The following is a 19,169-nucleotide window of genomic DNA, read 5'->3' on the forward strand; positions in this document are numbered from 1 at the left end:
CGGTACCAGATACGGGCTGCGCCCGCAAGGGGAGATTTACCACGAAACGGAGATGTGGGTAAAGTCCTGGTAGAAGGCCCGCTTGAAGTTGCCGTACTCCAGCGGCGTGCCCTTGATGCTGGGGAACATCAGGCCGTGATCCAACCAGTCCTGGGAGGCCTCCTTCTCCCCTTCCAGGCGCTCCCGCCACTCCCGGAGGAGGTCTTGGGTAGCGGGGTCCAGGTAGAGGGTTCCGTTGGAGCCCGGGGTCTTGGTGGGCCCGAGGGTGCCGTCCCGGAGGAGGGTGTGGCGCACGTGCAGGGTCTCCCCTTCCCAGTCCTCCCAGCGGAGGGCCAGGGCCTCCCCGGGCCGGAGGCCGGTGGCCAGCATGAGGGCGAAGAGGGGGTAGAGGCGGTGGCCTTTGGCGGCCTCCAAAAACCTGGCCACCTCGTCCGGCCGCCACGCCCGGGCAGGGCGGACAAACCCGCTTCTGGGCGGGTCTACGGCCTCCATGGGGTTCTGGTCCAAGAGGCCGGCCCGCACGGCGTCCCGAAAGGCGGCCCGAAGGAACTGGTAGATGTGCCGGCGCACGGAGGGGGAGAGGTGGCCCAGGTCCGCCATGAGGCCCCGGAGGTGCAAGGGATTGAGGCGCTTGAGGGGCAGGTGGGCCAGGGGCTCCACGTGCTTGAGGTACACCCGGTAGTTGCGTACGGTGGTGGGCCGGAGGCCTTTGGTGGCCGCCCTCTGCTCTACCCAGGTGTGAAGGTAGTCCCCGAGGCGGATGGCCCCCGGGTCCGCCACCCAGGCGCTTCCCGCCTTGGGAAGGAGGCGGGCCAGCTTTTCCGCCACCTCCCGGCGGGTCCGGCCGTAGACCCAGGCCTTCTTCTGCTTGCCGTCCGGGGTGTAGCCCAGGGTTACGAAGCCCGCCCAGCGTCCGTCCTTGCGCTGGAAGATGCTTCCTTCCCCCTTACCTCGGCGGCGGCTCATTAGGGAACTGCGGCCTTGAACGTTTGCAGGTCAAGCTTGGTCTGGTCCAGGACCTCTTTCAGATCTTCTGGTAGCTCGCAGTCGTATCGTGCTCGGCGACCATTTCGGTAGAGGTTCACGTAAGCTTCGTAGGCTTCTTGGCTAAGTGAACCTTTTTTCACCATTTCCTTCAAGTGATTGTCAACCTCTCCGTGATTTTTGAAGGAGTAACCCTTTTCGGCCAGGTAGGCCCTTGCCAGGTGAGCGGCCGTGTAAAAGTAAGCGGTGATAGCCCAGTCTATGGCGATAGCCTCTAGCTTGGAGGCCACCCCTTCGTTGTGGTGGGCTTGTCTCCTATGTTGCTCCGGCCTAGGCATCTGGCTCTCGGGAAACAAGGACATAGAGGGGCAGGTCAAACTCAAGGGAAAGACGGGCAGATAAGCGGCCCAGTTCCCTATCCACCTTGTTGGGGTCTTTGGCGTAGGCGGTTAGGTGGTAGATGCCCTCTTCCTCAAAGGGCTCCTGGTCATACCTCGTGATGAGGCCTTCACGCTTGAGGACTTCCAGGGCCTCAAAGGCGGCTGCCAAGGCCCAGGAAAGGTTTGGCGGGAGGGAGCTGACCTCGGTAGGGGGCATAGGCTTATGCGATTTTACCTTTCCCAAGGCCTGCCTGGTGGTGAACTGGGGCATGTAAAAGTAGGCGCGAGCCTGCCCGTAGTTGCTTTTGGACTGGCCGAACTCCGCCTTCATTTCTTTTCCTCCTCTTCCAGGGCCTTCAGAAAAGCCCCCAGGTTCTCGTAAAGGAACCGGGCGTTGACGGGGTCCAAGGCGAATGAGCCGATGAGGCTTTCGTGAAGGTCGTACTGGTTAGGCCCGGCGGGCAGGGGCATGCCGGAGAAGATGGCCATGAAGAAGAGGCGCACGTCTGGCCTGCGGGTAACGCTCAGGCCGCTCACATAGATGGGCGCCGCACGATAAGGGTCAAGGGCGGCAATGGCTTGCCTGTAAGGGCCTTTCTGGCCTTCCTGGGTGGGTTCGGGGGTTTTCTCCTCTGGCATGGGGGCCTCCTTATCAAAAACGAATGCGGTATGCGCGGGTGCAATGCTCCACCCCGCATACTCGTACCCAGAGGGTAACTGTGAGGGATCCGCCAGGATAAGCCCTTTTGCGCTGGGCGTTAAGCAGAGGGACGAAAAGGACGGAGGTTGCTACGTCCCGAATAGACGTGGGTAAACCGGTATAGACCGCATCGGAAGCAGCTTCTACGTAGCTTGCCACCTTTGACCAGTCAAACCACTTTTGGAGCACCGGCAAAAGGGCTTCTTTGTAGGGTTTGAGCACCCGGAAGACCTCAAAGCGGCGTTCTCCATAGGCTAAAGGCGCGCTTACCTTTACTGGGCCGTCCACGCCCTCCTTCAGATACCAATCGGGTTCGGACCCTATCATGTAGCTATAGGAAACATAGGCTTCAAACTGAACTTCCTGCGCATCCACGGCCCCGGGGGGTGGGCTCACCATCAGAACGCAGGTGTTGACTCCTTGAGACACCCGCGGCTCCTTTTGCTCATTGACGCAAGCCCACTTCAAGAGCGGGTATCCTAGGTAAGCCTCCTCTAGAGAACCTTGCACTAACCCCAAAGAAGAAAGAGCAAAGGCAACAAAAAGGAAAAAAGTCCTGATGCTCATTTGACCTCCCGGATGCTGATCTTCCGGTAGACCTCCCCAATCACGCGCACCTCCTCGGGTTCCAAAAGCGGGCCTTTCGGGTTGTCCGAAATCAAAATCCAGCGGTTGCCAAGCTTGCGGGCCCGTTTGATGGTGATGCCGTCCCCGATGATCTCCACAGCGTAGACCCGGCCTTCCCGAAGCTCCTTGAGGTTCTGGTCCACCAGGACAAGGTCTCCGTCCCGGAGACCGTCTTCCTCCCCGGTGTCCATGGAGTCCCCTTCCACCTGGATGAGCACGGAGCCCGGGCGTACCAGGGGGCGGGGGACGGGCATGCTCCCGGACTCGGGCCAAGGCCGCCCCGCCACGCCGGAGCCCACCACGGGCACCCAGACCACATCCTCCCGAGGCTCCCCCGAGGGGCGGTAGACCAGGGGCACGTCCAGGCCCGTGGCTTCGGCGAACTCCTCCGGGGTCCAGCGGAGGGCGCGAAGCAAAGCAAATAGGCGTTCCGCTTGAAGCTTGGTGGGCAAACTGGAGCCTGTTTCTAAGGCGGAAATCATGGTTTGGGAGACTAGAGGCTCCGGTCCATCCAAAGCAGTCAGTTCTGCTAGACGCTCTTGGGTCAAGCCTAGTTCTTCGCGCCTTCTGCGCAAAGCTTCGGCCCATGGCGGCCTAGACTTAACCCTCACGGCCACGTCTCCAATGTATTGGAGAAGCATGCCCTCACTTTACTAGGCGCATCGTTACCAATGCTTGACTAATCATTAATGTGCTGGTAAGGTGTGGGTATGCAGGTCTACAGGGTAGACGAGGTAGCCCGCATGTTTAAGGTCAGCCGCATCACCGTGCTGAGATGGATAAAGAACGGCAGGTTGCGAGCCCGCAAACTAGGCAAGGGTTACAGGATTACGGAGCAAGACCTGGACCTTTTTTTGAACGCAGATACCAATGGATTGGTAAAAGGGGGTAGCCGTGATTGAGCTGGCGGCCCCCTACTTCCTCCTCGCCCTCGCCCTCTACGCCCTGCTGGGCGTCTACGTGCGGGCCCGGTACGGCCAGCCCGGGCCCGCCCTAGCCGCCGCCATGGCCTTCCTGGCGGGGCTCATGGTGGCGGTGCTGGTGGTGCTGGCCGTGGGAGGTGCGCGGTGAAGGTTCCGAAGTGGCTTTGGAGCTGGGGCTTGGACGTGATGGGGGGCGTTTTGGCGGGGCTCATCCTCCTCTGGGCCCTGGCCAACGTCCCCGTGGGGAGGTGAAGGGATGAGCGTGATGGTCATGCCCGAGTGGAAGGCCAGGATGAGGCGCTTGGCACGGCGGGGCTACATCGTGAGCCTTCGCCGGGAGATCGGCCCCCGGGACGGGGAGGTCTGGTACCGCGCCGAGGCATCCGTGATCCGGGAGGGCGTCTACCGGTCCGGCCGGCGGGTGGTGGCCCGGAGCCCTTGGACCTCGGACCCCGATGAGGCCCTGGTGGCCTTGCAGGGGGAGCTGGGCATTGGGGAGGAGGAGCTATGGCACGCCTGATGACCGTTCGGGAGGCGGCGGAGTACCTGGGGGTGCCCGTGGCCCACATCTACGAGGCCATGCGGGCCATGCCCGGGCGGCCCTCGCACCTGCGGCACGTCCGCCTCGGGAAGCGGCGGTACACCACCCAGGAGTGGCTGGAGGAGTGGATCGGCCGGGTGGCCTCGGAGCCGGAGGCGCCGGCGCGGTCCATGCGCCTTGTGGGCGAGGTGCCCTTGTCTGAGGGAGCGGAAGGCTAATAGGCCCCCCGGGGCTTGCCCCCCGGGGGCTTCTTTTGGAGGACCCTATGGACTCAGAAACCCGCGCCAAGCTCGAGGCTCTGAAGGCCAAGAACCCCAAGCTGGCCCAGGCCCTGGAAGAGGCCTACCGGGCCATGAAGGAGCGCCAGGAAAGAGAGGCCCACGATGAGAAGAGCGTCCAGGACGAGGAAAACCCCCCGCACCAGAAGGCCGCTACGCCCCCCGCGTCTCCTCCGGCGGATGATCCTGCCCCCCTACCCCCGCAAGGCCCGGCGGAAGCCCCTAGGGAGGCGGAGCCGGTCCAAAAACTGACCACCTGGCGGGAGGTACGGGAGTTTGAATGGCAGGGCTACCTGAGCAAGGCGGAAGCCCTGCTGGCCAAGTGGGGCCACCTGGAGCGCCTGGGCCCCCTGGCCCCCCTGGTGCGCCTTCTGGTGGCCCTGGCCATCCGGGAAGGGGCCCGGCTGGACCCCTCCCGGGAGGCCCACGTCTTTCTGGCCCAGTGGGAGGTGGCTGAGATGCTGGGGGTGTCCGAGCGCACCGTGGAGCGGTGGCTGAACGACCCCCGCTATGAGCGGTACCGCAAGGTGGCCCGGTGGTGGATCGCCTGGGAGACCTGGTATACCTCGGGCCAGGGCATCGGCCAGGAGCAGGCGGTAAGAGGGGGTACCCTCTGGCGGGTGCGGGTGCGCCCCCTGGTCCGGCCTGGGCGGCCCATGAAGGTCCTGGCCCCGTACCTGGCCCTCCCCTGGCGGGACCTGGGGGAGGATGCCCGGGAGGGCAGGACCCGGCGGGGGGTGAGCGCCCCAGACTCAATGTCGGGATATAAAGAGGGTCTTCTCCTGGGTGAAGGGGTAACTCTCCGTAGCGTAGTGGGTAAGCCGTTAGCCACCTGGGAAAGCAAAAAGACCCCGTTAATATATCCCGACACTGCCCGGGACATTCGGGAACTGCTCCGAGCGGCTTCCATCCCGGGGGGCAGGAACGGCCGCCAGAAGTGGGCCCAGGCCGTGGCGTCCGCCATCGCCCAGGCCCTGGGGGACCAGAAGAGCCTGCGTTGGTGGCTCAAGGTGGCCTGGGCGGCCCTCAAGGTCGTGGTCTTCGGGGGAGGGGAGGGGCCCATGCGGGTCCTCCTCCGGGTGGTCCTGATGGCCCAGGAGGCGAGGCGGGACGGCTTCGCCAGGAGCCCGGGGGCCTACGCCCAGGCCCTCCTGCGGCGGGAAGGCTGGTTTGAACTGGTGCGGCCCTACGAGGGCTTCAAGGTGGGGGTAGCGGTATGAGGCTGGATAGGGTGAACCTGGCGGCCATACGGGACGTGCTGATGTCCTTGGTGGATGAGGCCCTGAGCGAACCTGGGCGGGTGGTCCGCCTTTCCATTCCCACAAGCCCATCGGATGGGGTGCAGGTCTTCGTCAAGGCCCCGGAGGATGGGCCTGTCCTCCTGGCCATCCGGCGCCCCGGGGGCAAGGAGGACCCAAGGGAGATCCTGGCCCTGGCCCGGCACATGGGCTTGGTGCCCCAGGGGGACCCTGAAGTGCGCCGCGGCCGGGATCCTAGGCCTCCCAAGGGGCCCAGGGCCTACTTGGTCCTGCGGTGCGAGCTGGACCCCCTTGTCTGGGAGGGGAGGTCCATGGACGAGGTAGCCTAGGAGGAAACCGTGTCCCGGAATACGGCGCTGAGTACGGAAATACCGCTCGAGGTCTTGACCGATTCGGCCAATCCCTCCCCCCTTTTGGACCTCGGGGGAGCCGTGACTATGGCTGAGCAAGCTTTCGAGGCCGCCCTCGCCCAGGGGGCCGAAACCTTCGTTCTCACCTACTCCGGGGGCAAGGATTCTACCGCTACCGCCGTTCTCACCCTGGAGTGGTGGAAGCGGCGGGGAAAGCCCGTGGAGGTCCACGTGGTCTACGCCGACACCAGGCTGGAAATCCCCACCCTCCACGCCCAGGCCCTGGGGTTCCTGGAGGCGGTGAAAGGGCTCCACCCCGAGATCGGTGTCCACATCGCCAAACCGCTCCCGGAGGAGAGCTTCTGGGTCCAGCTCATCGGCAAGGGCTACCCCCCGCCCCACAACCGCTTCCGCTGGTGTACCAAGCGGCTGAAGATCGCCCCCATGGACCGCCTGGTCCAGAGCCTTCCGGGGAAGAAGGCCATCCTCACAGGGGTCCGCTTCGGGGAGTCGGACGCCCGGGATAGTAGACTCCTTCTCTCCTGCTCCCGGGGCGGGGAGTGCGGTCAGGGCGTGCTCTTCCAGGAGGCCAAGCGCCTGAACGCTCTTTACGTGGCCCCCATCGTCTTCTGGCGGGAGTGCTTCGTGTGGGACTACCTGAACCTGGTGGCCCCCACTTTGGGCTACCCCACGGGCGCCCTGGAAGGGGTGTACGGGGGCCGGGACACCCGCTTCGGGTGCTGGACCTGCACCGTGGTGCGGCGGGACAGGGCCATGGCGCGGGCCTTGGAAAACGGCCACGCCCACCTGCGCCCCCTCTACGAGTTCCGGGAGTGGCTGTGGTCCTGGACGCGGGGCCCCGAGACCCGGGTGAAGCGGAAGGACGGCAAGCCCGGGCGGCTCACCTTGGAGGCCCGGCGGGAGGTCTACCGGAGGCTAAAGGAGGTGGAGGAGCGGGTTGGGGTGAAGCTTATGACCCCTGAGGAGGAAGCGCTTATTCGGGAGTCTTGGGGGTCCAACATAAACGGAGGTCCATGGACGAGGTAGCCTAGGAGGAGATCATGTCCCGGAATACGGCGCTGAGTCTGGTGATCTTGGTAAGCATAGGGGCCTACTTCGCCGCTATCTGGCCTCGGGGGACGGCCCCCGCGGCCGGGCAGGAAGGCCAAAGCGCCCCCCAGAGCCAGGTGGTCCTGCTCACCCCTCCTGAGACCCAAGCGCCCGGGTGCGGCGGCCGGATCACGTGGGCAACGCGTAGCGGCGGCGAGGTCAGGCTACGCTATGACGGGGAGGCCTCCACGGTGTGGGCGCGGTGGCCGGGCGGGGAGGTCAAAGCCCGTGTGGAAGACGCTTGCACGGGCGTGGAGTGCCGCCTGGTCCTTCCCCGCCCGGGCATAGGGGACGTCCACGTGGGCCTAGATACCTGCCAGGGGCTGGAAATGCCGGAGTGACACCTTTTGCTTTAGAATATGCCCATGCCAACCATCACTAGGCGGCCAGGTAGGCGTGTGGTCAGGCTGATGACCCGTAAGCGCGATCCCGTGCTTCCGTCATCCCTGCCCATGGAAGACTTGCTCTACGCCCTTTTGGGCAACCGGGAGGCGGCCCGGTCCATCGTGGCGGAAACCGGGGGGGATCTTCGGCGCTTGGCAGGTATGGAGGTGGATGACCTAACCGTTCTTCCCGGAATCGGGGAAGGGGCGGCGGCCAAGATCGCCGCCCTTTTTGAGATCGTGACCCGGATTATCCGCGGCCAGCGCTAACTGGCCGCCATGCCCGGGCATAGCGGCCGGCCGCTATGCCCTTTTTTTGCCGCGAAGGAGCTTTGAGCCTGGAGGCGTGGCCCAGTACCAGCGGAAGCCCATAGATCCCCACGCCCCCCTTAAACCCGGTCGGACCTACGAGCTGGTGCTTTCCCCCCGGTCGGGGGATCTGAGCCGGGTTACCCGGGCTGACCTGGAGCGCGCCCTTAGGGCCAAGTACGGGAACGTAAGGGTGCTGGACTGGGGAAAGCGGGCCGGGGACTGGGTGGTGCAGATCAGGGTAGAGCCCGCGGGGTCTTCGGAGTCTGCCAGCACGTCTGACCCCTGGGCCGTGCCCCCCAGTTATGGCGGGGGCGGATGCGGGTCCATCCGGTGCCCCCAGCCCATGGACTATGCCCCCACCTATGACGGCCTGATCCAGCCTGCCTTTCTTCCCGCCCTGCCGGCGCTCCTCACCGCGGCGGCGGTGGTGGCCATCCTCTACCTGATCTGGCGCATCGTGGCGGAGTTGAAGGAAGCGGTGGAGCTGGTGCCCGCCCCAGCCCGGGCAGCGGCGGTGGCGGGGGCGGGTATCGGAGCGGGGGCCTTGGGCCTGGCCGCCCTAGGGGTGGTAGCCCTGGCCCTCTTGGGCGGAAGAAGGAGGAGGAGGTATGCCTACTAGGAAGCGGAAGAAGGCGAGGAAGAAGGGTAAGAGGAGGTAGGCCATGGGATTTCGCCTGACCCTGCCGGAAGAGGTCCTGGGCCAGAAGGCCGTGTTGGAGTCGGAGTCAGAGGGGCAGGCCCAGGAGGTCCACGCCGTGCCCCTGGAAGAGGGGCGCTTGGACCCCGTTCTGGAAGAGGCCGTGGCCTCCCAGCCGGTGGTGGCCAGGCCCAAGGAGGCCTCCTCTGAGCCCCAACCGGAGCCGGAGGCCTCCCAGCCCCAGCCTCAACCTGGCCCCGCCCCCCGGCCCAGGCTCCCCATTGGGGGCTTCCTAGCGGCCCTTGGAGCCGGGGCCATCGTTCTGGTGGGCATGGCCCTTGGAATGAAAGGAGGAACTGGTGGAGAACCTACACCCTCAGCCGGAGCCCCAGCCGGGCCCGGTGTCAGCGGGGGAACCTCTACCCCCGACCTCTACTGACGATTCCGTGATGGGCTTCGCGCCCCTGGAGGGGGAGGAGGCCTCCTTCTCGGACCTCCCCCCGGAGCCCGAGCCTGTTATCCCCTTCACCGGGGCGGAACTGGTCCAGGCCGCTACCTGGATCCTGGTCTTCGGGCTACGCCTGCAGACTCCCGAGGAGGTGCAGGCCTTCACCGAGGCCTTCCAGCGGGGCGTTTTGCCCATGCTTCCCCCCGCCCAGGTCTTGGACATGCTCAAGGTGGGGGAGGCCCTGGCTCAGTACGGCATAGGGCGCAACCGCCTTCCTGGCATGGGGGGACTGGAGCAGCTTCCCCCTTGGCTTCGCATCCTCCTGGGGGGCGTGGTGGTGGCCCTATCGGCCTACGGAGGTGCCCGTGCGGTCCAAGCGATCCGGCATTCTAGCCCTCCTCCTGGCGTTGGGGGTGGTGCTCGTGCTGAACCGGCCCAAGCTTAGCCCTTCTGGGGCCTATATCGTCCTGGACCCCGGGCACGGCGGGAGTGACCCCGGGGCCGTGGATCCCGCCACCGGCACCCGGGAGGCGGATCTCAACCTGGCCCAGGCCCTGACCTTGAAGGAGTACCTGGCCCGCTTGGGGTATCGCGTGGGCTTTACCCGCACCACGGATGAGACCGTGCCCCTTCCCGAGCGCATCGCCCGGGCCCGGCGCCTGGGGGCCCGCCTTTTCGTGGCCGTGCACCACGACATCCCCACGGCCACCCGGCCCGGGGTGTACTACTCCCCTCGCCCAGGGTCCGAGGAGCTGGCCCGCACCATCGCCGCCGCCTTGGGGCCGAACGCGTGGGTGCTCCCCAGCAGCGCAAGCCGCTTTGGCCGCTTATACATAGACGACTTCCCGGGCCCGGCGGTCCTGGTGGAGTTCGGGCCTACGAAGCCCACCAGCCGGGAAGAGCGGATTGCCCGGGCCCAGGCCGTGGCCAGCCCCATCGTTGAGTTTGCCCGGAGGTACGTGGCGTGAGACGGTGGATACAGGAGGCGGTGAAGCGCCCGGGCCGGTTGAGGCGCTACGTGGCCCGGGTCTACGGGCAAGAGGGCTTTACGCAAAGAGGAACCATCCGGGTAGAGGTCCTGAGGGAGATCGCCAAGCGGAAGGACAGCCTGGGCCGGGCCGCCCGGTTGGCCCTGACGTTGCGGGGTTTGCGGGGGGAAGCATGAGGCGCGAGGTGGTCTGCCGCGTAGTCTATCGGGACGCTAAGGGGCGTTTCGCTACGCCGCCTGAAAAGCCTAAACGGGTAGAGCTGTCCCCTCTGCCCTCCCCGGCCAGGGTCTACAAAGACCACGAGGTGGTCAAGGTGGAGGAGCGGGGCCGGGTAGTGCGGGTGCGGTTCCTGCCCCCACCCGACATTAGGCGCATGAAGCGGGAGGCCCGGCTTCGTGGGGACAAGGAGACCCTGAGGCAGATCAAGGAGTGGGAAGAGGAGGTCAAGCGCCTGGCGGCGGAAGACTACTTGAAGGCCCGTAGGTCAGGGGAGTGGGCAAAGCGGATGGAAAAGGCCCATCGGAGCGCTATAGCCGCCAAAGGGGGCAAAGCAACGGCCAAAAACCGCAGGCGGCAAAAGGAGTTGGAAGAGCGGCTAAGGGAGAAGTCAACTTCGGCGCTCATGGCTATGTTCCAAAGGCGCGGTGGGGACATAGTAGAAAAGCGGGCTATCGCGGCCATCATGAAGGAGCGGGGCATCAACCTCGAGGATGACCTGAAAAGGATGACGAAAAGAAAAAGGAGGTGAGCGTGGACTTCGTAAAGCAGAACGCCTTTCCCATCGCCGTCCTGGCCGGCGGGCTGTACCTCGGCCTGGGGCGGCTCAAAAACCTGCGGGAGGGCCAGGGCTGCCCCCGGTGCGAGACCGCCCAGGCGGTGGTGGCCTTCGCCCTGGCCGCCTGGGCCGGGTGGGAGCTGTGGCGGGCCTACCAAGCGTAAATGGGCGGTAGGCAGACCTTCCGCCTCCTCATCGTGGGCAAGTCCGGGTCAGGGAAGAGCACCCTGGCCCGGGAGGTCATCCGGCGCATGGAGGGGCGGTACCGCCATTTGGTGGTCGTCAACCGCAAGACAGAGTTCGCTGAACTGGCCCAGGGCCGCTTCCGGGTCAGCGAGACCGGAGACCCAGGGCCCGCCCTGCGGAAGCACCGGCGGGTCATCTTCCACGTGACCGGCTACGACCCCCGCCCCTTTCTGGACGCCCTGGGCCAGGAGATCATGCGCCTGCGGGACGTCCTTCTGGTGGTGGATGAGGCCTACCACTTTTTTCCCCGCGGGGCCGTACCCAAGGGCCTTTTTGAGGTCCTGACCGGGGGCAGGGAGCTGGGCCACAACGCCATCTTCATCACCCAGATGATCCAGGGGGCCACGGGGGGAATAGACCCGGGCGTGAGGAAGCAGGCCAGCCACCTGGTCACGTTCCGGGTCACCGAGCCCAACGATGTGCGGGCGGTGGCGGAGCACTTCCCCGAGCTGGGGGAGAGGGTGCGGGACCTGAAGCGCCCCGAGGGAGGCCTGCCCCCCGAGTACGCGGTGAAGAACCTGGACCGAGAGGAGGCCGGTCTGGTGCTTAGAGACCCGAGGGACCCTAGGCGAAGGGTCTGGGTGCGCCTGACGTAGGAGGCCTCCTTCTCCCTGGCCGGCTGGCCGGCTGACCGGGAAGCCTCCTTCCCGACATCTACTGACGGGTTTAGTAGGAGGCCTCCTAGGCCCGAGGCCTCCCGAGCAGAAGCCTCTTTGTCCGCTGTGCCCGGGCACAGCGGCCGGCCGTATGGCCTTCCTCTTGGCCGCCCTACCCGGCCGCCCCGCCCTTTATAAACCTCTTCTTCCCTACTCAGGCTGAGGGCGTGCAAGGAGGGTAAATGGCAGACGCGGCAGTGCAAGCGGCAAACGACATGAGGAAGCTGGCAACTACCTCTAACCCGCTAGAGGTAGTCCAGAACCCCATCGTGGTCAGCGTGAGCGTGGGGGTGCTTGCGGGGTACCTGGCCCGCAAGGCGCTCTACACCTCCAGGAGGGACCTGTTTGGCTGGGCGGCCAAGGGCCCTGACGGGCGGATCCACTATTACGACGTCAAGACGGACGAAAAGGGCAACATCGTACCCGACACCACGAAGGAGGTTCCCAATGCCAGGACGAACCGGGTTCTGCTCAACCTGGCGGGGGTAGTCGTGGGGTCCCTTCTGATCAACAACAAGCTCACGGATGACCCCATGGTGGACTACATCGGCCTAGGGTTGGCCGCAGGCTCCTTCGCGAACCTGGTCATGGCCATTCTGGACATTGACTGAAAGAAGGGGGATAGAAGATGCAGGAAGCTTTCAACCGGATCAAGGCGCTCAGGCCCAACGCCCGCCCCATCACCATCCTCAAGGGCGGGCCCGACTACCAGGCCTACACCGGCCGGCAGAAGCAGCTGGTGGCCCGCTTTGTGGTGCCCGCGGGGGCTTCGTGGGTAATCCCCAACCCCGTGCCGGTCGTCTTGAAGCTTTACGACACCGCGGGCAACCAGGTGCCCCACTCCACGGACGTTTTCCTGGCCAGGAGGACGAAAGGCTTTGACTTCCCCGAGTTCCTGGGGAAGGTTCAGTACGCTTCCTACTACGACCTCTCCGAGGCCCAGCAGCGGGACGCCAAGTTCTACCAAAACATCTTGGCGACCCTGGCCCCTTTGCGGGCTGACACCCCTCCCGCGGGGTTCCTCCTCAAGGAGGGGGACATACTGGAGATCTATGTGGAAGCCGATCCCGGCGTGACTCTGGACCTGAACGACCCCAGGACCAGGCTGGAGCTTCCCATTGGCGTGGACAACTCCAACCCGGCGTAGGAGGTGAGGATGACCTTTCTGGACCGCATCCGCAAGGGGCTGAGTAGGGGCCTGGATGTCTTCCGGGATACCCCGGTAGTTCACCAGCCTCAGCCTCAGCCCCAGCAGGTCTTGAAGCCCGCCCCCGTGGCGATTCAGGCCTCGGGATGGTCCTCCCAGTGGATTGATGAGGAGGATCTGGATCCCGTGGGCCTGGCGTGGAGGCCCGGGGAGTGGTTTGCCCTGGCCCAAATGCGCACCCCCGAGACCGCCCACTTCCGCATCATGAACGGGGAGCGGCGCCTCCGGCTTTACTTCAAGGGCCAGAAGACCGTGGCCGGGCAAAACCTGGCTTCCCCCGGAGCCCGCACGGTCAACCTGCCCTTCCTGGTGGAAACGCCCCAAGCCAAGCCCTCTCTGCCCACTGCCTACCACCCCGAGGTCAGTGTGTGGGCCCAGGTGGGCGGCGTGTGGCAGCGCCTGACCATCACCGCCATTGACTACGCCACCGGCAACGTGACCTTCACTGAACCGGCGGGCATCACCGGGACCATTGAGATTTACTACACCCACGGGGACGGCCAGATGCGCTTCCGGGTGGCCAGGGACGCCGGGGGCATTGATGACTCCACCGCTACCGTGTTCAACCAGTCCTTCGCCACCCTCCACTCCATTGACCAGAACAGCCTGGAGACCATGATCGCCTGGCCCCAGCAGGTGGAGCTGGTGCCGGGCACTAGGCTGGTCCTGGAGGTCTTTACCAATACCGTGCCCATGGTCTGGAATGACCGGGCTGGGCACTACGTCCACATCGCCGCCCTGGCCCGGCGGGTGGACGTCCTGGACAAGGGCCGCCTACTCTCCCTGGCGGAGCTGGAGAACCGGGGCGGCCTCTAAGGGGGTGGGCATGGGCTTCAACCTTTCCAACTCCTACACCGGGTCCGGCCTGGGGGACCCTTCCTTGACCGGGGGGTCTTCCGGCTCCTCGGGCTTCGGCCTTTCCAACTCCTACACCGGGTCCGGCCTGGGGGACCCTTCCTTGACCGGGGGGTCTTCCGGCTCCTCGGGCTTCGGCCTTTCCAACTCTTACACCCCCCCGAGCCTTTCGGGCTACCAGCCGCCCTATACCCTGCTGGACGCCGGCCCCTCCTCCGGGGGAGGGGACGGCTCCTTCTGGGGGGACGTGCAGCGTTTCCTGCAGAGCCTGGCCGGCCTGAACAGCCTCATTGACCCCTACATCCTGACCGAACAGGAGCGGACGCAGCTGGAGATTCAGCGCCGACTGGCCGAGGCCGAGCGGGCCCGCGCCGAGGCCGAGGCCCGGCTGGCCTCCATCCAAGTCCAGCCCGCGGTGCCCGCGTGGGTGTGGGTGGCGGTAGTGGGGCTTGGGGTGGTGGCCCTGGTGCTTCTCTTGAAGGAGTGAGATGGAGGCGGTCCTGGGCTTCCTGGGGAACCTGATGGGGGGCGTCCTGCAGTGGATGGGCGTGGACCGCCAGGCCCGCGCCGCGGAGGAGGTGGCCCGAAGCCAGGAACGGCAAACGAGGAGCTTGGTGGACGGGGCCATCGCCACCTGGGCGGAGTGGCGCCGGGCTCAGGAGGCCGCGGCTTCGGCGGCCCGGGACGCTACCTACTGGCAGCAGGCCACCCAGCGCACCCGAATCTACTACAACTACCAGGCCGCCCGCACCGGCCAAGCCGCCCTGCTCTTGGCGGCGGGGGCTGGCCTGCTGGGACTGGCCATTTGGAGGATGAGCCATGAGTAGCGCAACGCCCCTTTTGGTTGTAGGAGGAGTAGCCCTGGTTGCGGGGGGGGCCTACCTCTATACCAAAGCCAAGCCGAAGGCGGAGGCGACCGTACCAGGAGCGCCGCCCATGGTACCCGTGCACCCCGGCGTTACGGGCCAGCCCGAGGCGGGCACGGACCGGACCAGCCTCTGCCAGGTCCTCACCGGGTACCGGTCCCAACTCCGGCGCTTTCAGGACCTCATGGCGGACGCTCAGAAGAAGATGCGGGACCTCGAGGGGTTGATTGAAGGCGCTTGCCGCACCTACGCTCAGGAGCCCGTGTACACCTATCGCTGCAACGGCTTCATCATCTGCGGTCTCAACGAGTGGATGGAGGTGACGGGCGTTCAGACAAACCAAAGCGCCTTCAACGCCTGCATAGCCTACGCCAAAACGGGAGCGGCGCTGGCCGGGCGTCAAGTGGAAAAGCGGGACGGGATCTATAGGTCTACCTGGCAAGACGTGGACCGCATCAACGCCCAGATCGCCCAGGGCTACGCTCAGGTGCAAGACTTGAGGAAACAGTACGAGGCCGCCCAGCGCCAATACGAGGAAGCGAAGGCCCAAGCCATGGAGCTGGAGCGGCGGATCGCTGACCTGGAGTCCCAGGGGGTGTTCTGCTGATGGAGTGGAAGGACGTCCTGGACATGGGCCTGGGGGCGGTGGCCTTTGTGGCCTTCCTCAAGCTGGTCTTCCGCGACATGGCGGATCTACGCCAGCGCCTAGAGCGTCTTGAAGACCAGGCCCGCCGCCAAAACTACTACCTTTCCCGCCTGGTGAACGCGGTGGAGGCCCAGGCCCTGCGCCAGGGCCTTCGGCTGAGGGGAGTGAAGGAGGTGCAGAATGGAGAGTAAGACCTTGCTTTTGGCTTTGGTGGGCTTCGGCGTGGCGGCCTACGTGGCCTACCAGCTGGGGAAGGGAGGCGCGGGGGAGTCTAAACCGTCCCAGGACGCGCCGGCTCAGCCCAGCCCCCCGCCCTCCAGCGGCCTGGATGAAGGGGGCGGGAACCTCTTCCCGGGCCTGTCGGGGATGGACGAAAGCGTGCTTTGCCGGCTGGCGCCGAGCGTGTGCGCGTGGCGGATCCCGAGACCCCTCCCGGTAGCGCCGATGCTTTAGGGGGTGGGCGTGAAGGGACTCTGGCTTTTGGTGGCGGTCGTGGCGGGGGCGGTGGTGGGGATGGGCGTGGCCAGGTGGAAGGCTAGCCCCTCCGGGTCCTCCACCGCCCCCTCCCCCGCTAACCCGGACGTGCGGGTGTGCCCTCAGGTGATCGCCACCTGCAATGACGGCACGGTGGTCCCCACGCCGTGCGGGTGCCAAGGCCGTGGGGGCGTGAAGCGATTGGGGGTGATGGTGTGAGCTGGCATGACCTTGTACCTTCGGGGCAGACCTGGGTGATCTGGCTGGTGCAGGCCCTCCTCGCGGCGGGGCTGATCGCCCTCCTGGCCGGGGCCATCACCCGGCTCCTTTCTGCGATCCCCGTGGTGGGGCCCGTGCTCGCGGCGGCGGTGCGCATGCTCTTTTCCAACTACGAGAAGTGGCTTTCCGAGCGCGTGCCCAAGCTGGCCGAGCAGGCGGTTCTGGCCACGGAGGAGAAGTGGCGGAAGGTGGGGAGTCAGTACGACCCTGCGGCCCGGGCCCAGGCCAAGCTGCAGGAGGCCATAGAAGCCCTGCAGCAGATGGCCCCCGGCCTGCCCCGGGACATAGCCCAGAAGCAGATTGAGGCCGCCTTGGCCCGCATCCGGGCCATGGGCATGGAGCAAAAAGTGGGAGGTGGGAAATGAGCTTTGGTGATGGCCTTCGCTTCGGTGCCGGCTTCGTGGTGGGGGGCACCCTCATCTGGGTAGGGGTGCTCCTCATCCTGGCCCTGATTGGTGCGGTGGTAGGCGGTGGCGATGGGCGAAAAGGTTGAGGTGGTCCAGAACCGGGTGAGCCTCTGGCAGGCCTACAAGCAGGGGGTGGGGGTGGGCCTGGGCGTCCTGACGGTCTACATCCTGGCCCTGGCTCTGCTGGCCTTTTTGGCCACCAAGGCCTTGACGCCGTCAGACCTTGCCCCCCAGCCTGAGCCCAAGGAGGGCAGGACATGCTCCAACTCTTGGGTTTGAAGCCAGAGGAAATCCAGCGCCTCATCTCCCAGGGCCAGGTGGCCCTGGAAGAAATGAAGGCGGAAATGGCCTGTATAAAGGCCTCCCTGGAGGCCATTGAGCGCATCTTGGGCTACGAGTACGGGAGGCCTTCTCGGGCCCTGATGGGCCATGACCCCCTCCGGCTTCCCCTCATCGCCCAGGTTGAAGCGGCTGGGGAGGCCAAGCGAGTTGACGTGGCGGGCCTCCTGGGCAAACCCGCCACCCGGGGGCACGTGGTCAACATAGGGGATGCCAAGGCGGCCTTGTGGTTTGAGACCGGGGCCCAACGGGTGGGCCCGTACTACCTACTTCCCGCGGCCGCTCTGGACCTCTCTTGGGCGCTAGAGATTCTGGAAGTCCGGGACGCCGGGGAAGGGCCGGCCAAGGTGCAGATTCTGATGCAATGATTCCTGTCCAGGCGGGCAAAAGGGGCAAAGGGTACTTCCCGGAGGTGCGCTACAGCCGGGGGCCCCGGGCTATGGGCGTGACCGGGGACAACTCCTTTAGGACCCTCCTGGGCTACCTGTGGATGGCGGTCCTGGACCGGGCGAAGGGCCTCCGTCTTTTCCAAGCTCAGGTGCCGGGGGAAGGGCCCTGGGCCTTGGACGACCCCCGCGGCCCAGACGTGGCCGTCTGGATTGAGGTGGAGGTACCCCCTCTTCCCCACCCTGCCCGGGAGGTGCGCCATCTGGCCTTCTGCTTTGACCAGGCCGCCCGCCACGTGGTGGCCTACGAGCGTGAGGGCCAAGTCTTTGTGCAGCAGTGGGATCCCGTGGCCGGGGCCTACACCATGCGGGGGCCCTTCCCCGGCGTAGATCCGGTGCTCCTGTGGGACTACGAGGTGGGTTACTTCCTGGGGGGCTCGGACGTCCTTTTCTTTCACCTTTCCCCTGACCGGACTCAGGTCATCATGCGGGTGCAGAGAGAACTATACGCTAACCCCCGTGTGGTGCAGGCCCTTCCCGGCCCTGCCTACCTGGACCAGGCCCTCGCCCTCCCCTACCAGGCTGAAGTATTGGGAAGCCTGGACGCGGACCCCGACACCACGAGCCTGGTCCTTCGCACCGATCTCTACCCGGTTTACCTTTCCGATGTGGCCGCTAGCCCGGTGGTCAATGCCCCAGTGGACTGGAACTATATCCCAATCGTGGTTACCAAGGACGTGGGGGTGGAACTGGCGGCCTCGGGAGGTATAAGCCCGCCCACGGCCTGGGACTACATCCCCATCGTGGTCATCAAAGACCTTGGGACTGAAGTGGCCGCTTCGGCCACTATGAGCCCCCCAGCGGCCTGGAACTACATCCCCATCGTGGTCGTCAAAGACCTTGGCACCGAGGTGGCAGCTTCGGCTTCGGTTGCCGCCCCCACGGCCTGGAACTACCCGCTGGTGGTGGTGGTCTACAACGGAGGCGTGGACGTGGCCGCTTCGGCTTCGGTCAGCGCCCCTGTGCAGTGGAACTACTACGTGTGAGGTGAAACATGGATAAGCGCATCGTAATCCCCAGGATAGTGGTACGGCCCATCCTTCCCCCGCCCCTGGAAATCGGCGCCCGCATACGGCCTCAATGGCTCCATTGGCAGGTGGGGCGGTATCGGGAGAAGCTGTCCTTCGGCCCCGGAGGTAAGGGGAAGGCAGATATATGGGTTCCCGAGAGGGAAGGGGAGCAACACAACTTGATTTTGAACTGGTTTTACGACACACTCATCCCCCAGTACGGCTTCGTCGGCTCTTCCCAGTACGCCGCCGTTGGGACGGGCTCCACGGCTCCAGACCCTACTCAGACCCAGCTGGCCAACGAGATTGGAACTTCAAGTAGCCCTAGGAGGACGAACAGCGTACCAAGCGGGGAATCCAACGAAATAGAAGCTCTAGCGACCTACGGGGAGTACAACATCCGCCGTGTCCTTGAGTTCACTGAAGCCCAGGTGGGTGGGCTCAACCTGACGGAGTGGGGCTTTTCGCCGGTGAATACTTACAACGGCCCCCTCATGACGCGCGAGTTGTTCAGAGATGGCCTTGGCAACCCCATTGTGCTCACGCTGGCTACAGACCAAAGGTTGAGGCTGATTTACCGGTACAAGGTTACCGTGTCGCCCACATCGGCGCAAAACGTATCTGTAAACATCGGAGGAGACGGGCCGGGGATTAGGACGGCGAAGTTTCTGCCAACAGGGATGTTCAGCACCCTTGACAGCCTGAACACTCATCCCAACGTTAACTACTTTGGTATTCTACTATCATCTGCTGACTCAACGTATCGCCAGCGCAGAGGAGACATCGTTGTGGTGGATGCGCTAGCCCGAGGTGGTTCTATCGCAGGAGTGGGCTCAGTCGGGTTTTCAAGCAACGCTGCTCCGCTAACGTATATACATACCACCAATAAGTTCACGACAAATAGCCCCAACAAAGGCCTTTCCTACAGCGCGCCCTCAGGTAGGAGTAGACAAGCGTCAGTCCTAATACAGACCCCCCCTTTCGGATATTCACCCGCATATCCATTGACACGCCAATAAAGAAGGGGGCTTGGGTAAATACA

35 protein-coding genes are annotated in these 19,169 nt (G+C 65.2%); 28 read left to right on the forward strand and 7 right to left on the reverse strand.

What is annotated here, in order from left to right; all coding sequences use genetic code 11:
- Positions 1–36: 36 nt before the first annotated feature.
- From IEX93_RS09850 to IEX93_RS09875, 6 genes are all read right to left on the reverse strand, one after another.
- Positions 37–966 carry a tyrosine-type recombinase/integrase gene (locus IEX93_RS09850; protein ID WP_188848031.1) on the reverse strand — a complete coding sequence of 310 codons (930 nt, stop codon included), beginning with the start codon at positions 964–966 and terminating at the stop codon, positions 37–39.
- Complete coding sequence (locus tag IEX93_RS09855) at positions 966–1,322, reverse strand: HEPN domain-containing protein (protein ID WP_188848032.1); 357 nt, start codon at positions 1,320–1,322, stop codon at positions 966–968. Before IEX93_RS09855 ends, IEX93_RS09850 begins: the two co-directional genes overlap by 1 nt.
- Positions 1,315–1,581 (reverse strand): hypothetical protein, encoded by a 267-nt coding sequence (locus IEX93_RS09860; RefSeq protein ID WP_188848033.1) that lies wholly within the window; start codon positions 1,579–1,581, stop codon positions 1,315–1,317. The genes IEX93_RS09855 and IEX93_RS09860 overlap by 8 nt, the downstream gene beginning before the upstream one ends.
- Positions 1,582–1,691: 110 nt before the next feature.
- Positions 1,692–1,868, reverse strand: coding sequence for a hypothetical protein (locus IEX93_RS09865; RefSeq protein WP_188848034.1), 177 nt, complete (start codon positions 1,866–1,868; stop codon positions 1,692–1,694).
- 148 nt (positions 1,869–2,016) lie between these two features.
- Complete coding sequence (locus IEX93_RS09870; protein WP_188848035.1) at positions 2,017–2,631, reverse strand: hypothetical protein; 615 nt, start codon at positions 2,629–2,631, stop codon at positions 2,017–2,019.
- A complete protein-coding gene (locus tag IEX93_RS09875) occupies positions 2,628–3,332 on the reverse strand; it encodes an XRE family transcriptional regulator (RefSeq protein ID WP_124105036.1) in 705 nt (234 codons plus the stop codon). Before IEX93_RS09875 ends, IEX93_RS09870 begins: the two co-directional genes overlap by 4 nt.
- A gap of 69 nt (positions 3,333–3,401) precedes the next feature.
- On the opposite strand from IEX93_RS09875, the gene IEX93_RS09880 reads away from it, so the two are divergent.
- From IEX93_RS09880 to IEX93_RS09920, 9 genes are all read left to right on the forward strand, one after another.
- Positions 3,402–3,593: a helix-turn-helix domain-containing protein gene (locus IEX93_RS09880; protein WP_039459759.1), complete on the forward strand. Its 192-nt coding sequence runs from the start codon at positions 3,402–3,404 to the stop codon at positions 3,591–3,593.
- Positions 3,586–3,762 (forward strand): hypothetical protein, encoded by a 177-nt coding sequence (locus IEX93_RS09885; protein ID WP_188848036.1) that lies wholly within the window; start codon positions 3,586–3,588, stop codon positions 3,760–3,762. Before IEX93_RS09880 ends, IEX93_RS09885 begins: the two co-directional genes overlap by 8 nt.
- Before the next feature lie 108 nt (positions 3,763–3,870).
- Positions 3,871–4,134 carry a hypothetical protein gene (locus tag IEX93_RS09890; protein ID WP_188848037.1) on the forward strand — a complete coding sequence of 88 codons (264 nt, stop codon included), beginning with the start codon at positions 3,871–3,873 and terminating at the stop codon, positions 4,132–4,134.
- Complete coding sequence (locus IEX93_RS09895; protein WP_188848038.1) at positions 4,122–4,373, forward strand: helix-turn-helix domain-containing protein; 252 nt, start codon at positions 4,122–4,124, stop codon at positions 4,371–4,373. Before IEX93_RS09890 ends, IEX93_RS09895 begins: the two co-directional genes overlap by 13 nt.
- A 47-nt stretch (positions 4,374–4,420) precedes the next feature.
- Complete coding sequence (locus IEX93_RS09900; RefSeq protein ID WP_188848039.1) at positions 4,421–5,653, forward strand: hypothetical protein; 1,233 nt, start codon at positions 4,421–4,423, stop codon at positions 5,651–5,653.
- Positions 5,650–6,021: a hypothetical protein gene (locus IEX93_RS09905; protein ID WP_188848040.1), complete on the forward strand. Its 372-nt coding sequence runs from the start codon at positions 5,650–5,652 to the stop codon at positions 6,019–6,021. Before IEX93_RS09900 ends, IEX93_RS09905 begins: the two co-directional genes overlap by 4 nt.
- A gap of 108 nt (positions 6,022–6,129) precedes the next feature.
- On the forward strand, positions 6,130–7,089 hold the full coding sequence (locus tag IEX93_RS09910) for a phosphoadenosine phosphosulfate reductase domain-containing protein (protein WP_188848041.1): 960 nt from the start codon (positions 6,130–6,132) through the stop codon (positions 7,087–7,089).
- Positions 7,090–7,604: 515 nt separating this feature from the next.
- A complete protein-coding gene (locus tag IEX93_RS09915) occupies positions 7,605–7,805 on the forward strand; it encodes a hypothetical protein (protein WP_229906163.1) in 201 nt (66 codons plus the stop codon).
- 76 nt (positions 7,806–7,881) lie between these two features.
- Positions 7,882–8,466, forward strand: coding sequence for a hypothetical protein (locus IEX93_RS09920; RefSeq protein WP_188848043.1), 585 nt, complete (start codon positions 7,882–7,884; stop codon positions 8,464–8,466).
- A 106-nt stretch (positions 8,467–8,572) separates the two neighbouring features.
- Here IEX93_RS09920 and IEX93_RS11805 read toward each other — a convergent pair whose 3' ends face one another.
- Positions 8,573–8,701, reverse strand: a complete 129-nt coding sequence (locus tag IEX93_RS11805; protein ID WP_268239083.1) for a hypothetical protein — start codon at positions 8,699–8,701, stop codon at positions 8,573–8,575.
- Positions 8,702–8,933: 232 nt separating this feature from the next.
- Here IEX93_RS11805 and IEX93_RS09925 point away from each other — a divergent pair, with 232 nt between their 5' ends.
- The 19 genes from IEX93_RS09925 to IEX93_RS10015 all read left to right on the forward strand — a co-directional run bounded on the left by IEX93_RS09925 (position 8,934) and on the right by IEX93_RS10015 (position 19,146).
- On the forward strand, positions 8,934–9,377 hold the full coding sequence (locus tag IEX93_RS09925; RefSeq protein ID WP_229906171.1) for a hypothetical protein: 444 nt from the start codon (positions 8,934–8,936) through the stop codon (positions 9,375–9,377).
- On the forward strand, positions 9,349–9,900 hold the full coding sequence (locus tag IEX93_RS09930) for an N-acetylmuramoyl-L-alanine amidase (RefSeq protein ID WP_229906164.1): 552 nt from the start codon (positions 9,349–9,351) through the stop codon (positions 9,898–9,900). Before IEX93_RS09925 ends, IEX93_RS09930 begins: the two co-directional genes overlap by 29 nt.
- Positions 9,897–10,097: a hypothetical protein gene (locus IEX93_RS09935; RefSeq protein WP_188848044.1), complete on the forward strand. Its 201-nt coding sequence runs from the start codon at positions 9,897–9,899 to the stop codon at positions 10,095–10,097. Before IEX93_RS09930 ends, IEX93_RS09935 begins: the two co-directional genes overlap by 4 nt.
- Before the next feature lie 128 nt (positions 10,098–10,225).
- Positions 10,226–10,669 (forward strand): hypothetical protein, encoded by a 444-nt coding sequence (locus IEX93_RS09940; RefSeq protein WP_229906165.1) that lies wholly within the window; start codon positions 10,226–10,228, stop codon positions 10,667–10,669.
- 2 nt (positions 10,670–10,671) lie between these two features.
- Entirely contained in the window at positions 10,672–10,860 is a 189-nt protein-coding gene (locus IEX93_RS09945; protein ID WP_229906166.1) for a hypothetical protein, read from the forward strand.
- Complete coding sequence (locus IEX93_RS09950) at positions 10,861–11,538, forward strand: AAA family ATPase (protein ID WP_188848047.1); 678 nt, start codon at positions 10,861–10,863, stop codon at positions 11,536–11,538.
- A gap of 242 nt (positions 11,539–11,780) precedes the next feature.
- Positions 11,781–12,209, forward strand: coding sequence for a hypothetical protein (locus IEX93_RS09955; RefSeq protein ID WP_188848048.1), 429 nt, complete (start codon positions 11,781–11,783; stop codon positions 12,207–12,209).
- A gap of 17 nt (positions 12,210–12,226) precedes the next feature.
- Positions 12,227–12,745 carry a hypothetical protein gene (locus IEX93_RS09960; protein ID WP_188848049.1) on the forward strand — a complete coding sequence of 173 codons (519 nt, stop codon included), beginning with the start codon at positions 12,227–12,229 and terminating at the stop codon, positions 12,743–12,745.
- 9 nt (positions 12,746–12,754) lie between these two features.
- Entirely contained in the window at positions 12,755–13,621 is an 867-nt protein-coding gene (locus IEX93_RS09965) for a hypothetical protein (RefSeq protein ID WP_188848050.1), read from the forward strand.
- Between the two features lie 10 nt (positions 13,622–13,631).
- Positions 13,632–14,147 (forward strand): hypothetical protein, encoded by a 516-nt coding sequence (locus IEX93_RS09970; protein WP_229906167.1) that lies wholly within the window; start codon positions 13,632–13,634, stop codon positions 14,145–14,147.
- Between the two features lies 1 nt (position 14,148).
- Positions 14,149–14,487 carry a hypothetical protein gene (locus tag IEX93_RS09975; protein ID WP_188848051.1) on the forward strand — a complete coding sequence of 113 codons (339 nt, stop codon included), beginning with the start codon at positions 14,149–14,151 and terminating at the stop codon, positions 14,485–14,487.
- Positions 14,488–14,596: 109 nt separating this feature from the next.
- Positions 14,597–15,133 carry a DUF2959 domain-containing protein gene (locus IEX93_RS09980; RefSeq protein WP_229906168.1) on the forward strand — a complete coding sequence of 179 codons (537 nt, stop codon included), beginning with the start codon at positions 14,597–14,599 and terminating at the stop codon, positions 15,131–15,133.
- Positions 15,133–15,363, forward strand: a complete 231-nt coding sequence (locus IEX93_RS09985) for a hypothetical protein (RefSeq protein ID WP_188848053.1) — start codon at positions 15,133–15,135, stop codon at positions 15,361–15,363. Before IEX93_RS09980 ends, IEX93_RS09985 begins: the two co-directional genes overlap by 1 nt.
- Before the next feature lie 271 nt (positions 15,364–15,634).
- Positions 15,635–15,865, forward strand: coding sequence for a hypothetical protein (locus tag IEX93_RS09990; RefSeq protein WP_229906169.1), 231 nt, complete (start codon positions 15,635–15,637; stop codon positions 15,863–15,865).
- Positions 15,862–16,290, forward strand: coding sequence for a class III extradiol ring-cleavage dioxygenase family protein (locus IEX93_RS09995; protein ID WP_188848054.1), 429 nt, complete (start codon positions 15,862–15,864; stop codon positions 16,288–16,290). The genes IEX93_RS09990 and IEX93_RS09995 overlap by 4 nt, the downstream gene beginning before the upstream one ends.
- Before the next feature lie 111 nt (positions 16,291–16,401).
- Complete coding sequence (locus IEX93_RS10000; RefSeq protein WP_188848055.1) at positions 16,402–16,611, forward strand: hypothetical protein; 210 nt, start codon at positions 16,402–16,404, stop codon at positions 16,609–16,611.
- Positions 16,590–17,039 carry a hypothetical protein gene (locus IEX93_RS10005; RefSeq protein WP_188848056.1) on the forward strand — a complete coding sequence of 150 codons (450 nt, stop codon included), beginning with the start codon at positions 16,590–16,592 and terminating at the stop codon, positions 17,037–17,039. Before IEX93_RS10000 ends, IEX93_RS10005 begins: the two co-directional genes overlap by 22 nt.
- Positions 17,036–18,103, forward strand: coding sequence for a hypothetical protein (locus IEX93_RS10010; protein WP_188848057.1), 1,068 nt, complete (start codon positions 17,036–17,038; stop codon positions 18,101–18,103). The genes IEX93_RS10005 and IEX93_RS10010 overlap by 4 nt, the downstream gene beginning before the upstream one ends.
- 8 nt (positions 18,104–18,111) lie before the next feature.
- Positions 18,112–19,146: a hypothetical protein gene (locus IEX93_RS10015; protein ID WP_188848058.1), complete on the forward strand. Its 1,035-nt coding sequence runs from the start codon at positions 18,112–18,114 to the stop codon at positions 19,144–19,146.
- Positions 19,147–19,169 lie beyond the last annotated feature (23 nt).

Source organism: Thermus composti (assembly GCF_014647535.1).
GTDB classification, from domain to species: Bacteria; Deinococcota; Deinococci; order Deinococcales; family Thermaceae; genus Thermus; species Thermus composti.